The sequence below is a fragment of the Novosphingobium sp. GW835-FHT14H07 genome (assembly GCF_058793515.1).
Genome location: NZ_JBXAFX010000001.1, coordinates 391,675 through 405,173, shown reverse-complemented (window position 1 = coordinate 405,173; position 13,499 = coordinate 391,675). Strand labels below are relative to the sequence as shown.

Genomic DNA, 13,499 nt, shown 5'->3' with positions numbered 1-13,499 from the left:
ACGGAATGGGGCCCCCGCCTGCGCGGGGGTCCATTGTTTTGAAGTGAGGCTTAGCATGGAAACCAGAGCGGGCGATCCGGGGGCTTTTGCGCAGTTTGACCTGAACCGGGTGGATAGCCCGGCATTCGTGGTCGATGCAGCGAAGTTGCGGGCCAATCTGGCGGTGCTGGCCGACGTGCGGGACCGCGCCGGGATCAAGGTGCTGGCGGCGCTCAAGGCGTTTTCGATGTGGAAGGTGGCGCCGATCGTCGGGGAGTATCTCGACGGCGTGTGCACGTCCGGCCTGTGGGAAGCCAAGCTGGCGGCCGAGCACTATTCGGGCGAGATCGCGACGTACTGCGCGGCCTACAAAGCTGAGGATCTGCCCGAGATCCTGCGGCTATCGGATCATGTGATCTTCAATTCGCCCGGCCAGCATGCGCGCTTTGCGGGCGAGATCGCGGCAGCGCAGGCTGTCGGAGACAAGTTCGACATCGGCCTGAGGATCAATCCACTGCACGCCGAGGGCGAGGTGCCGCGTTATGACCCTTGCGCGCCGCATTCGCGTCTGGGCTTCCCGGTGGATCAGTTGTTGCCAAAACACCTGGAAGGCGTATCGGGCCTGCATTTCCACACGCTGTGCGAGCAGGATTTCGAGCCATTGAAGCGCACATGGGAGGCGCTGGAGGCACGGATTGCGCCGTACTTCGGGCAGCTCAAGTGGCTGAACTTCGGCGGCGGCCACCACATCACCCGCGCCGATTACCAGCGTGAGGACCTGATCGCATTCCTGCGTGAGGTGAAGGCGCGCACGGGTTGCGAGATCTATCTGGAGCCGGGCGAGGCCGTGGCGCTGGATGCGGGAATTCTGGTCGGCACCGTACTCGACACGCACTGGAACGGGATGCAGCTTGGGATTACCGACATTTCGGCGACCTGCCACATGCCCGACGTGATCGAGGCACCTTATCGTCCGGCAATGCTGGGCGAACTGCCCATCGACGAGTACGAGGATGGCGGGGAGGGAGGCGCTCCGGTGCGTCTTGGCGGGCCTTCGTGCCTCGCGGGTGATGTGATCGGCGATTACCGCAAGCCCGGGTTGGCGCAGCCGGGCACGCGCTTTGCGTTTCTCGATCAGGCGCATTACTCGATGGTCAAGACCACGACCTTCAACGGCGTGCCACTGCCGTCGATCTGGCTGTGGGACAGCAAGAGCGATGCGCTCGAGAAGGTGCGCGGCTTCACTTACGAGGACTTCCGCGACCGTCTTTCCTGAGGCATGCTGCCTGCTGACAACAATGTTGGCGGGAGAAGGCAATGGCGGGCGATTTGCTCGATGGTGTGACGAGCGATCCGGTGCGCATGGCCTGGATGCAAGGTTCGCCGCCGCCTGCTGACAAGATCCTGCTCGCCTCGCGCGCGGACCACATGCGGTTTCCGATGATCCGCTGGTCCTATTCCAACATGCGCCAGTTCGTGCCCTCGCGACGTGTGGCCGCGGGGGACGAGAGCAAGGCGCTTGAGCGGGCAATCGACGAAGGACTGGGGCAGATTCGTTTCGTACCGCTGAATGCGGATGAGCCGATGTCGCTGGAACAGTCGCTGACGCAGGCCTTCACCGATGGCATTCTGGTCCTGCACCGCGGCAAGGTGGTGTTCGAGCGCTGGTTCGGCGTGACCGGGCCGGAGACGAGGCATATCGCCTTTTCGGTAACCAAGAGCTTCGTCGGAACGCTTGCCGAGATGCTGGTCGAGGAGGGCAGGCTTGATCCTGCGGCGCTGGCGTCGGATTACCTGCCGGAACTGACCGGGAGCGGGTTTGGCGATGCGACGGTGCGCCAGGTGCTGGACATGACCACCGCGCTCGATTTCTCCGAGGATTATGCCGATCCCAACTCTGGCATCGGGGCCTACAGTGCGGCTCTTGGGCTGACGCCGAGGCCGGTGGACTATGCCGGGCCGATTGATCTTGCGTCGTACCTGCCCCGCATCGGCAAGGCGGGTCAGCACGGGACAGGCTTCACCTATCGCACGCCCAATACCGAAGTGCTGGCGTGGATGATTGCGCGGATCGAGCGGAAGCACTTTGCCGAGGTGCTGTCGGAGCGGATCTGGCGGCCGCTGGGCATGCGGGGCGATGCCGACCTCATCGTGGACCAGGCGGGAACGGCCTTTGCCGGTGGCGGGCTGAACCTGAGGCTGGAGGACCTGGCGCGGTTTGGCGAGGCGATGCGCCTTGGCGGGCTGGGGGTCATTCCCGAAGCCGTGGTGCAGCGGGCGACGCATGGCGGAGAGCCGGCGCATTTCGACCGCAACCGCTATCCGCAACTGCCGGGTTGGAGCTATGGCAGCCAGTGGTGGATCAGCAACAACAACCGCGGCTGCTTCTCCGCGCGGGGCATCCACGGGCAGACTCTGTGGGTCGATCCTGCAGCGGAAATGACGGTGGCACGATTCGCATCGCACCCCACAGCTGCCAATGGCGCCAACGATCCGCTGTCACTCCCGGCATGGGCTGCACTGGCCGAAGCATTAAGTTCCTGATTTTTCGCGATCTGTCTGGATTTGTTTCATTTTCCTGACAGGACTTTTGGGCAGCGTTATTTTCACTTGAGATTCATGCGCAGGGCCTTATTTACCCCCCTCTCGCTGCCCCATGGGGACTTCCAAACCGCAAGGCAGCTTCGTTCAACGTTCCGTTTGGGGGTCCCTTGAGTTGCACATCCATCCTGACGCACTGGCTGTAGTTCGCGCCTCCGCGCCTGAACAACCCGCCATTTTGAACCGTCCGCACGCCGCCGCGCGCGCTGCCCGCTTCTTCGTCGAGAAGTTTCCGGGCAAGTCGCTGTATGCGGTGAAGGCGAATCCGTCGGCCGATCTGATCCGCATCCTGTGGGATTCGGGCGTAACGCACTATGACGTCGCCTCGATCGCGGAAGTGCGCCTGGTGCGCGAGACGCTGCCCGAGGCAGTGCTGTGCTTCATGCATCCCGTGAAGGCTCCGGCTGCGATCCGCGAAGCCTATCACACCTATGGCGTGCGAGTGTTCAGCCTCGATTCGATCGAGGAGCTGGAGAAGATCAAGGCTGCGACGGCAGACTCGGAGGGCAACGTGCCCGAAGACCTGACGCTGTGCGTGCGCCTGCGCGTTTCGTCGGAATACTCGGAGCTGAGCCTCGCCTCGAAGTTCGGCTGCGATCTGGCCAATGCGGCAGAACTGCTCCAGGCGACCCGCCAGGTGGCGGACTCGCTGGGCGTGTGCTTCCATGTCGGCAGCCAGTCGATGAGCCCGCATGCCTATGTGCAGGCGTTGGAGCGTGTGCGTGCCGCGATCGTCGATGCTTCGGTCCTTGTCGACATCATCGACGTGGGCGGTGGCTTCCCCTCGATCTACCCGGGCATGGAACCGCCGCCGCTCGAAGACTACTTCGGCGTGATCGACCGTACCTATGAATCGCTGCCGGTTTCCTACTCGGCCGAACTGTGGTGCGAGCCGGGCCGTGCGCTGTGCGCGGAATACAACTCGATGATCGTGCGCGTCGAACGTCGCCGCGGCGCCGAGCTGTACATCAACGATGGCGCTTATGGCGCGCTGTTCGACGCGGCCCATGTCGGTTGGCGCTTCCCGGTGCGCGTGCTGCGCGACGAGGTGGCGAACGATGTCGACACCGAGATCGAGCTGGAGCCGTTCAGCTTCTATGGCCCGACCTGCGACGACATGGACCACATGGAAGGTCCGTTCGAACTGCCGGTGGACATGAAGGTTGGCGATTACATCGAGATCGGCATGCTCGGCGCCTATGGCGCGGCAATGAAGACCGCGTTCAACGGCTTCGGCGCCACGGAAGTGTTCGAAGTGACTGACGAGCCGATGTCGAGCCAGTATCGGGGCGATCGTCGCGATCCGCGCGTTTCGGACAACGTGGTCTCCCTGCGCTGATTGCCGGCGCGATTGAGCAAACAACGAAGGCCCCGCCGCGAGGTGGGGCCTTTCTCGTTACGGCTGTGCGAAGACGGCGCGATAGATGACTGCCGCGGCAACCAGCCACAGTACCATGACAGCGATGAGCCCGCCGGTTGAGCGTGGCTTGCCGACTGCGCTGGCACGTTCGCGCAGGTCCTGCATGAGCGGTGCGGGGATCATCCTGACGGCAAGCGCGATGCCAAGCGGCACGAGGATCACGTCGTCAAGATAGCCGAGGATCGGGATGAAATCGGGGATGAGGTCAATAGGGGACAGGGCATAGGCGGCGATTATGGCGGCGGCGACTTTAGCTGCAACCGGCACGCGCGGATCGCGCGCGGCAAGCCACAGGGCCACCACATCACACTTGATGCGCCGGGCCCATGCCTTGAGATCCTGGAGTGCCTTTACTGCCACCAGCTCGAAGTAGGAGCGCGGGCCGCGGTTACAAGCTTCAGTCGAAGCCGACGAACCGGGCGGCTTCCTCCACGCTCTTGCGTTTGCTGACGACTGCATTGGCGGGGAATTCAGGATCGGGCCAGCCCAGCGCGACCGCTTTCATGATGACCTGATCGTCAGGGATGCCGGCATGTTCGCGCACGACCGGGGATTGCATGATGCCTTGCGAGTTGATGACGCAGCCGAGGCCGCGCGACCATGCCGCGTTGACGAGTGCGGTGGTTACGGCGCCGCAGTCAAACGCAGTATCGTCGCTGCCGGATAGCTCACGGTCATACGTGACGATAACGCAGACCGGTGCGTCGAACTGGCGGAAGCCGCGCACCACCCAGTCCTGGCGCGCGGGCGCATCGTCGCGGGCAATGCCCATGGCGCCGAACAGCTGCTTGGCAACTTCGACCTGCCGGTCACGATGAACGCCGGCGAAGGGATTGCCCTTGCGGAACTCGCGGCTGTCAGGCTCGCCTGCGAGGATGCGCTCGGTATTGCCCTGGCGAATTTGGTTGAGCGGTTCGCCAGTGACGACATGGAAGTGCCAAGGCTGGGTGTTCATCGAACTGGGAGCGCGCATCGCCAGCGCAAGGATTTCCTCGATCAACACGCGCGGCACCGGCTTGTCGAGATAGCCGCGGATCGACCGGCGACCAAGGACCACTTCGTCGTAGGACAGAACCGACATGCACTCTCCCGGTCTTTAATTGATCGGTTAAGGTTAGCGCCGGGGGCAGGAAAGGCAAGCCCAACGAAAAAGCCCTCCCGGTTGGGGAGGGCTTTTTGACTTGCAGAAGCGCAAAGATCAGGCCGCCTTCTGGATTTCCATTTCCATGCGCTGCCAGATCTCCACCAGCGCCTCGGTCAGCTCGTCCATCATCGCCTCGGTGTGCGAAGGGCCGGGGGTGAAGCGCAGGCGCTCCGTGCCGCGGGGGACGGTGGGGAAGTTGATCGGCTGGACGTAGACGCCGTATTCGGCGAGCAGGATGTCGCTGATCTTCTTGGCACGGACCGGATCGCCGACCATCAGCGGCACGATATGCGTGGTCGATGGCATGACCGGAAGGCCCGCGTCGGCAAAAGCCTTCTTCAGATAAGCTGCAGCGGCCTGCTGTCCTTCGCGTTCCTCGCTCGACGCCTTGAGGTGGCGGACCGAGGCGAGGACGCCTGCGACCAGCACCGGGGAAAGCGAGGTGGTGAAGATGAAGCCGGGGGCATAGGAGCGGATCACATCGATGATCTTGCGATCAGCCGCAATGTAGCCGCCCATGACGCCGAAGGCCTTGCCCAGCGTACCCTCGATGATGTCGATGCGGTGGGCAGCTTCGTCACGATCGGTGATGCCGCCGCCGCGCGGACCGTACATGCCGACAGCGTGGACCTCATCGATGTAGGTCAGTGCGTTGTACTTCTCGGCAAGGTCGCAGATCGCGTGGATCGGGGCGACGTCACCGTCCATCGAATAGACCGATTCGAAAGCGATCAGCTTGGGCAGGGCGGGGTCCGTCTCTGCCAGAAGCTGTTCGAGATGCTCGACGTCGTTGTGACGGAACACCTTCTTTTCCGCGCCCGAATTGCGGATGCCCGCGATCATCGAAGCGTGGTTCAGCTCGTCCGAGAAGATCACGCAGCCGGGCAGGATCTTGGCCAACGTGGATAGCGTAGCGTCGTTCGAGACGTAGCCCGAGGTGAACAGCAGCGCGCCTTCCTTGCCGTGCAGGTCGGCCAGCTCTTCCTCAAGCTGGATGTGGTAGTGCGTGTTGCCACCGATGTTGCGCGTGCCGCCCGAGCCGGCGCCGACATTGTGCAGCGCCTCTTCCATCGCCTCGATCACCTTGGGGTGCTGGCCCATGGCGAGGTAATCGTTCGAGCACCACACGGTGATCGGCTTCGGGCCATTGTGTCCGGCAAAGCAGCGCGCATTGGGATAGGCGCCCTTGTTGCGCAGGATGTCGATGAAGACGCGGTAGCGACCTTCGGAGTGCAGACGCTCGATCGCAGAATCAAAAACCTGATCGTAATTCACCCCGCCGCTCCTTCCTGCAACGAAAGCGCATCCGCGCTCCCGAGGCCCGATCCCGTTGGGCCACCGGCGAATGGGCGGCTTCTACGCCTGTTCAAAACGCATTGCCAGCCTCATTTGGCATAACTGCCCGAAAGTCGGAGCTATTTGGTTGTCCTGGCCTTACGTAGTTCCGGCGCAAGCGTGATCCCATACTCCGGCCCCTTGGCCATCACCCATTCGGCGTCGTGGGAAGGGACGATCACGAGGCCTTCATGTTCTTTCTTCAGAGCCTTCAACCCCTTCAGCCAGCCCATGACGGAGGAGCGGTCCTCAGGCACCAGCCAGTCCGCCAGGAGGCGCGAACGCGGCGTTGGAATCTCGACATTGGCGGCGAGCGACGCGGTGTCTCCGGCGAAAATGTACTCCCGGCCCGAGGCGAGACGCACGTAGATCATTTCCGAGGCCGGAGTGTGCCCCGGGGTCTGGATCAGCACCACGCCCGGGGCAACTGCCTCGATCGCGGCGAACTTGCGCGGGGCGTGGAGCAGCCGGGCATTCTCGCGCCAGAGTGCGTTGATATTGCCCATCATACCTTCGGAAATGACAGCTTTTCCTTCGATGCTCTTGAAGCGGGGGTGATCGAGGAATCCACCCACATGATCGATGTGCGCATGCGTGAACAGGATCATCGCGGCACGATCCATCCACCCGTTCACCAACTGCTGTGCCCGGGGCCTGTATACCTCGAAGCCCATGCTGCGGGCGTCGTCTTCCGAGATGCCCGGATCGATCACGATGCCGCCTTCGCGAGTCTCTATCCGCCATGCCGTGATGGCGCTGGTGATCTGTCGCAGGCCCGTGCCGGCAGCCAGCGCGGCACCGGGAACATCGCGCATTGCCACTGTGGCAAAGGTGATGGCCGTGGGCTTGTCGCCCTTCATGGCATCGGCCGCCTTGCGCAGTGCACCAAGGTCAATCCTGCGTGCCGGCACTTGCGGTCCCGCGTTTACCAGAAGCCAGTAATAGGCAAAGCCGAGAACTGCCAGCAGCACGATCATGAACTTGGAAATCTTGCCCAAGGCCTGTCCTCCCGGTCGTGCCTGCGTCAAAACGTCTCTATCCGATCAAGCCCGTGCCGCGCCAGAGCCCGACGCAGGGCCGCCACGTCTTCGCCATCGCGGGTGAACAGGGCAAGATCCGGCCCGGCGCGATGCCATGACTGGCCCTGCGTCAGGTAGGCAATGCGGCGGGCGATGCCATCCGAACCGTCCACGAATTGAACGCCAGGCCCGAAGGCCTCGGCAAGTTCATCCTGCACCAGTGGAAAATGCGTGCAGGCCAGCACGAGGGTATCGATCCGGTCGCCGCCGGGCTTCTCTTTAAGCGCTTGTGCGGCGCGGCGGTAGATGGCCGGATCGACCGTCTCGCCGCGCAGCTTGGCCTCCGCTGCAGCGACCAGTTCGGGCGCGCCATGGCGCAGGAGCAGCTTGTCGCTGGCAAACTCTGCCTCCAGTCGATCGACATAGGCCTGCCGGATCGTGGCAGCCGTGCCGAGCAGGCCGATGACGCCGGTTTTGGTCATGGCCGCAGCGGGCTTGATCGCCGGCACGGTGCCGACGATGGGCACTTCCAGCACCTCGCGCACGGCGGCCAGCGCAATGGTCGAAGCGGTGTTGCAAGCGATGCACACCAGCCTCGGGCGGAGGCGCTCGGTCAGCCTGCCGAGCAGCCCGGAGACCCGCGCCGCGATCTGGGCCTCGGTCTTGTCGCCATAGGGCAGACCGGCATTGTCTGCGACGTAGATCACCGGCGCATCGGGCAGGACGCTCCGCACCTTTTTCAGCACGGAAAGCCCGCCCACGCCCGAATCGAACAGGAGCAGCGGCGCGGCGGCATCGGGTTGGGGAGAAGCGGTCATCTGGCGGGCTTGTATCGGGAATGGCGATAAAATGGAAAGTGGCCTCTTTCGCTTTTGTGGAGGGACAGGATATGAGCGGGGCGTGGAAACGCTCATGCCCCTGCTCGTCGGCTATCTGCTTGGCTCCGTGCCTTTCGGCCTCGTCCTCACGCGATTGACCGGGGGTGGCGATCTGCGCGCCATCGGTTCAGGGAACATCGGGGCGACGAACGTGCTGCGCACCGGCAAGAAGGGCGTCGCCGCAGCAACGCTCCTGCTCGACATGGGCAAGGGGCTGGCGGCGGTGCTGCTGGCTCGCCATCTCTGGCCGGGAAGCGAGCCGCTGGCAGCGCTTGCCGCCGTGCTCGGCCATTGCTTCCCGGTCTGGTTGAAGTTCAAGGGCGGCAAGGGCGTGGCGACGATGATGGGCGTGTCGCTGGGGCTCGCCTGGCCGATCGGCCTTGCTTATGCAGTGGTCTGGCTCGGCGTGCTGTTCGCCAGCCGCATTTCGTCGCTGGGCGGGATGAGCGCCGCTTTGGCTGCTCCGGCTGCAGCGCTGCTTCTGGGCTACACCGCGTACGCTCCCGTCCTGGCGCTGCTGGCGCTGCTTGTCCTGTTTTTGCACCGCGAGAACATTGCCCGCCTCCGCGCCGGGACCGAGCCCAGGGTCGGCAGCAAGAAGTGAGCGCGGCGGCTGAAGCTACCCTCTCTCGCGACGAGGCCTTCGCCCGCATCCGCCTGCTGCGTTCGCCCAATATCGGACCGGTCAGCTACACCCAGTTGCTGCGCCGCTTCGGCACGGCCAGCGCCGCACTAGAAGCTTTGCCTGATCTGGCAGCGCGGGGCGGGGCGCCCTACCGTCCGGCTGCCATCGCCCGTGTTGAGCGCGAGATCGCTTCGGTGCGCAAGGCCGGAGCCCGCTACCTGTTCCATGACGGGCCGGATTATCCCGTTCTGTTGGCCGAGCTCGAAAGCCCCCCGCCAATCCTGACGGTCCGGGGAGACGTGGCGCTGCTGCAGCGGCCTTCGGTTGCCGTGGTCGGGGCGCGCAATGCCTCGGCCGCCGCGGTGAAGCTATCGCGCGACTTTGCCACTGCTCTGGCCGGCCAAGGGTACGCCGTGATCTCCGGGCTGGCGCGCGGGATCGATGCGGCAGCCCATCGCGGCGCGCTGGCAGGCATGGAGCATGGCGGCGGTACGGTCGGCGTGATCGCCAGCGGGATCGACATCAGCTATCCGCCCGAGAACGCCGAGCTGCAGGAACAGGTGGCCTGTGAGGGGCTGCTCATCGCGGAAATGCCGCCGGGCACCGAACCGCTCGCCCGCCACTTTCCGCATCGCAATCGCGTCATCGCCGGGCTGGCCACCGGGACACTGGTGGTGGAAGCCGCGCCGAAATCCGGATCGTTGATCACGGCGCGACTGGCGGCAGAGGCGGGGCGCGAGGTCATGGCCATTCCCGGATCACCGCTGGACAGCCGTTCGCACGGCTGCAACCAGCTGATCCGGGAAGGGGCAATTCTGGTGCAAAGGCCTGAAGATGTGGTGGAACTGCTGGTCGGCTTCAACGGTCAGCCGCGTTCGAGCTTCCGTGAGAAGGCTCCGGCCTACGAGGCTGCACTCGAAGACGAGGCTGCGGATATTGCCAGCCTGCTGACGCTGGCTCCGGTAGCGGTGGACGAACTGATCCGCCAGAGCGGCGCGAGTGCAGGCGCGGTGCAAATGGCATTGCTCGAACTGGAACTGGCGGGCAGGTTGCAGCGGCATGCCGCAGGGCGCGTTTCGCTCGTCGGTTGAACAAGGGGGCATCAGGCAGAATGAACGGACAGGCGAAGGTTTCGGCCGGTGAGGTGTTCGGCGCGATGGGCGATCTGGCAAGGCGCCATGTCGGGATTCTTGCGCTCGCCACCGGCTTCATGACCGTGATCCAAGCGATCGTGGATCTTGCTCTGGGCGATGGCGCGGGTGCCTTGTTCGGGACGATCAGCGTCGGCGTCATCAACTTTTTTGTGACCTACCACGTCACCGAACAGGTCCTGCGCGGGGAAGGGCTGATGACCGTATGGAGCCGTTCCTATGGAGCAATGTTCGGAGCAAACATCCTGACCACTCTAGGCGTGGCGCTTGGATTTGTCCTGCTTATCGTGCCCGGCCTGTATCTGCTGGCCCGCTGGTCGATGGTCGCGCCGATTATCGTGGCGGAAGGTCTTTCGGCCAGCCAGGCGATGTCGCGCAGCTGGGATGCCACGCGCAACAGCGTATGGTCGCTTGCAGCAGTCTACCTGGTCTATTTCCTGATGTTCGTGGCCCTGTTCATGGTGATCGGCATAGGCGTGGCGGCAGGTGTCGCCACAGGAGCGGATGCCGAAAGCAGCCTTGGTACCACGATCGCCGCCGGTGCCGGTGCCAGCGTGATGGGTATGATCGCCGTTCTCATCAGCGTTGCCGTCTACCGCATCCATGTCGGCAATGGCGGGCAGTACGAGGATGTGTTTGCCTGATTGCAGGTCTCGCTACGGTGCATCGTCGCGCTTGACGAACCGCGACGCTCATCCCCACCCTCGCGCGTACGTACACGTAAGGACTGCTTTTCATCGCCATGCAGCTTGTCATTGTTGAATCCCCGGCCAAGGCCAAGACCATCGAGAAGTACCTCGGCCCCGGCTTCAAGGTTCTCGCCTCCTACGGTCATATCCGCGATCTTCCGGTAAAGGATGGTTCTGTCCGTCCCGACGAAGACTTTGCGATGGACTGGGAACTCTACGGGGACAAGCAGTCCCGTGTGAAAGCCATCACCGATGCGGCCAAGGACGCCGATCGCCTTATCCTGGCGACCGACCCTGATCGTGAAGGCGAGGCAATTTCCTGGCATGTCAGGGAGTTGCTGAAGAAACGTAAGGCACTTCCGAAGGAAGTGGAGCGAGTCACCTTCAACGCGATCACCAAGCAGACGGTGACCGATGCGATGAAGCGTCCGCGCGAGCTCGACCAGGACCTGATCGATGCCTACCTCGCCCGCCGTGCGCTCGATTACCTGTTCGGCTTCACGCTTTCGCCGGTGCTGTGGCGCAAGCTGCCCGGCGCGAAGTCGGCCGGGCGCGTGCAGTCGGTGGCCCTGCGCCTCATCGTCGAGCGCGAGCGCGAGATCGAGGTTTTCAAGGCGCAGGAATACTGGTCGGTCATTGCCCGGCTCGAGCAGGGCGGGACGGAATTTGCCGCACGGCTCGTCAAGTTCGATGGCCAGAAGCTCGACAAGCTGACGTTGGGTGACGAAGGGGCCGCGATGAAGGCCAAGGCCGTGGTCGAGGCTGGCACGTTCCGCGTCGAGGACGTCGAGACAAAGCCCACGCGCCGCAACCCCTATCCGCCGTTCACCACTTCGACGTTGCAGCAGGAAGCCGCGCGCAAGCTTGGCTTCTCGGCCAGCCACACCATGCGTGTGGCGCAGACGCTGTATGAAGCGGGCGCGATCACCTACATGCGTACCGATGGCGTGCAGATGGACCCGAGCGCCATTTCGGCGGCGCGCAAGGCGATCTCGGACCGGTATGACGGGCATTACCTTCCCGAAAAACCCCGTCATTACGAGACGAAGGCGAAGAATGCTCAGGAAGCGCATGAAGCCATCCGGCCAACCGACTTTTCGAAGGATCGCTATGGTTCGGGCGACGAGGCGCGCCTTTACGACCTGATCTACAAGCGGGCGATGGCGAGCCAGATGGCATCTGCCAATATTGAACGGACCAGCGTGACGCTGCGCGACGGGACCGGCAAGCACGAGCTGCGCGCGACGGGGCAGGTGGTGAAGTTCCCCGGCTTCCTTGCCGTCTACGAAGAAGGCCGCGACCAGAAGGCCGATGGCGATGACGAGGATGGGAGCCTGCTGCCTTCGCTCAACAAGGGCGACACGCCGGCCAAGCGCGGTGTCGATGCAACGCAGCACTTTACCCAGCCGCCGCCGCGCTATTCGGAAGCAAGCCTGGTGAAGCGCCTAGAGGAACTCGGCATTGGCCGACCGTCGACATATGCTGCGACGCTGCAGGTGCTCAAGGACCGGAACTATGTTCGGACCGAGAAAAACCGTTTCTTTGCAGAGGAGTCAGGCCGACTTTTGACATCGTTTCTTGAGCGCTTCTTCACCCGCTACGTGGCTTACGAGTTCACTGCGGGCATGGAAGAGGAGCTTGACGATGTGTCGGGCGGGCGTGCCGAATGGAAGAAGGTGCTTGCCGAGTTCTGGCGCGACTTCAAGCCCAAGTCCGACGAGGTGATGGAGAAGAAGCCAAGCGAGGTGACGGCCGAGCTGGACGAATTCCTTTCCGACTACCTCTTCCCGCCGCGCGAGGACGGCAGCGATCCGCGGCTTTGTCCCAAGTGCGAGGCGGGACGCCTTTCGCTGCGCGGTGGACGTTACGGGGCGTTCGTCGCTTGCTCGAACTATCCGGAGTGCAAGTACACCCGCAAGTTTGCGCAGCCCGGCGGATCAGACGGTGACGGTGGCGAGGACGGCGTTCTGGGCAAGGATCCTGAGACCGGACTTGAAGTCGTGCGCAAGGCTGGCCGCTTCGGTCCCTACATCCAGTTGGGCGAGGGCAAGGAGGCCAAGCGTGCGTCGATCCCCAAGGACATCGGCGAACTCGATCTGGAGTGGGCGCTCAAGCTGCTGTCTCTGCCGCGTGAGGTGGGCAAGCATCCTGAAAGCGGCAATCCGATCACGGCGAGCATTGGCCGCTACGGGCCCTATCTCGCACATGACGGCAAGTACGCGAGGCTGAAGTCAACAAGCGAGGTGTTCGAGACCGGAATGAATGCTGCCGTCATGCATCTCGCTGCGGCAGCAGCGGGCGCGGGTGCGCGTGGGGGCCGGACGGCAGCCGAACCGCTCAAGGTTTTTGGTGCACACCCGACGTCTGGCGGTGAGATCAAGCTGATGGCGGGGCGCTATGGTCCCTATGTTACCGATGGCACCACCAATGCGACTTTGCCGAAGGACAAGCAGCCCGAAGCCCTGACGCTGGAAGAGGCGATCACCCTGATCGACGAGCGGGCTGCCAAGGGCCCGGCCAAGGGCAAGAAGGGCGCGAAGAAGGCCCCGGCCAAGAAGGCGGCCCCAAAGAAGGACGCGCCGAAAAAGGAAGCGGCCAAGAAGCCAGCGGCAAAGAAAGCGCCGGCGAAGAAGGTTGCGAAAAGCGCCGAGTAAGGTT

12 protein-coding genes are annotated in these 13,499 nt (G+C 63.6%); 7 read left to right on the top strand and 5 right to left on the bottom strand.

The genetic code is table 11. The features are described from left to right. The first annotated feature begins 55 nt into the window (after window positions 1–55). From AC1Q5P_RS01930 to AC1Q5P_RS01920, 3 genes are all read left to right on the top strand, one after another. A complete protein-coding gene (locus tag AC1Q5P_RS01930; protein ID WP_492517979.1) occupies window positions 56–1,255 on the top strand; it encodes a carboxynorspermidine decarboxylase in 1,200 nt (399 codons plus the stop codon). Window positions 1,256–1,296: 41 nt separating this feature from the next. Further along, a complete protein-coding gene (locus AC1Q5P_RS01925; RefSeq protein WP_492517978.1) occupies window positions 1,297–2,523 on the top strand; it encodes a serine hydrolase domain-containing protein in 1,227 nt (408 codons plus the stop codon). 172 nt (window positions 2,524–2,695) lie between these two features. Next, a complete protein-coding gene (locus AC1Q5P_RS01920) occupies window positions 2,696–3,919 on the top strand; it encodes a type III PLP-dependent enzyme (RefSeq protein ID WP_062342033.1) in 1,224 nt (407 codons plus the stop codon). Window positions 3,920–3,976: 57 nt separating this feature from the next. On the opposite strand, the gene AC1Q5P_RS01915 is transcribed toward AC1Q5P_RS01920, so the two are convergent. From AC1Q5P_RS01915 to murI, 5 genes are all read right to left on the bottom strand, one after another. Then, window positions 3,977–4,360 carry a YkvA family protein gene (locus AC1Q5P_RS01915; protein ID WP_039332029.1) on the bottom strand — a complete coding sequence of 128 codons (384 nt, stop codon included), beginning with the start codon at window positions 4,358–4,360 and terminating at the stop codon, window positions 3,977–3,979. A gap of 37 nt (window positions 4,361–4,397) precedes the next feature. Continuing rightward, the gene (locus tag AC1Q5P_RS01910; RefSeq protein ID WP_492517977.1) at window positions 4,398–5,081 is read right to left on the bottom strand and encodes a nitroreductase; all 684 of its coding nucleotides are present in this window, start codon (window positions 5,079–5,081) and stop codon (window positions 4,398–4,400) included. A 117-nt stretch (window positions 5,082–5,198) separates the two neighbouring features. Further along, a complete protein-coding gene (gene hemA / locus AC1Q5P_RS01905) occupies window positions 5,199–6,419 on the bottom strand; it encodes a 5-aminolevulinate synthase (protein ID WP_039332033.1) in 1,221 nt (406 codons plus the stop codon). Window positions 6,420–6,559: 140 nt separating this feature from the next. After that, window positions 6,560–7,477, bottom strand: coding sequence for an MBL fold metallo-hydrolase (locus AC1Q5P_RS01900; protein WP_492517976.1), 918 nt, complete (start codon window positions 7,475–7,477; stop codon window positions 6,560–6,562). Between the two features lie 26 nt (window positions 7,478–7,503). Continuing rightward, window positions 7,504–8,316, bottom strand: coding sequence for a glutamate racemase (murI, locus tag AC1Q5P_RS01895; RefSeq protein ID WP_492517975.1), 813 nt, complete (start codon window positions 8,314–8,316; stop codon window positions 7,504–7,506). Window positions 8,317–8,410: 94 nt separating this feature from the next. On the opposite strand from murI, the gene plsY reads away from it, so the two are divergent. The 4 genes from plsY (at window position 8,411) to topA (ending at window position 13,495) form a co-directional block, all read left to right on the top strand. Beyond that, window positions 8,411–8,980, top strand: a complete 570-nt coding sequence (plsY, locus tag AC1Q5P_RS01890) for a glycerol-3-phosphate 1-O-acyltransferase PlsY (protein WP_193828395.1) — start codon at window positions 8,411–8,413, stop codon at window positions 8,978–8,980. Beyond that, the gene (gene dprA / locus AC1Q5P_RS01885) at window positions 8,977–10,092 is read left to right on the top strand and encodes a DNA-processing protein DprA (RefSeq protein ID WP_492517974.1); all 1,116 of its coding nucleotides are present in this window, start codon (window positions 8,977–8,979) and stop codon (window positions 10,090–10,092) included. The genes plsY and dprA overlap by 4 nt, the downstream gene beginning before the upstream one ends. A gap of 20 nt (window positions 10,093–10,112) precedes the next feature. Next, entirely contained in the window at window positions 10,113–10,796 is a 684-nt protein-coding gene (locus tag AC1Q5P_RS01880) for a glycerophosphoryl diester phosphodiesterase membrane domain-containing protein (protein ID WP_492517973.1), read from the top strand. A 98-nt stretch (window positions 10,797–10,894) separates the two neighbouring features. Then, window positions 10,895–13,495 carry a type I DNA topoisomerase gene (gene topA / locus AC1Q5P_RS01875; RefSeq protein WP_193826701.1) on the top strand — a complete coding sequence of 867 codons (2,601 nt, stop codon included), beginning with the start codon at window positions 10,895–10,897 and terminating at the stop codon, window positions 13,493–13,495. Window positions 13,496–13,499: the final 4 nt, after the last annotated feature.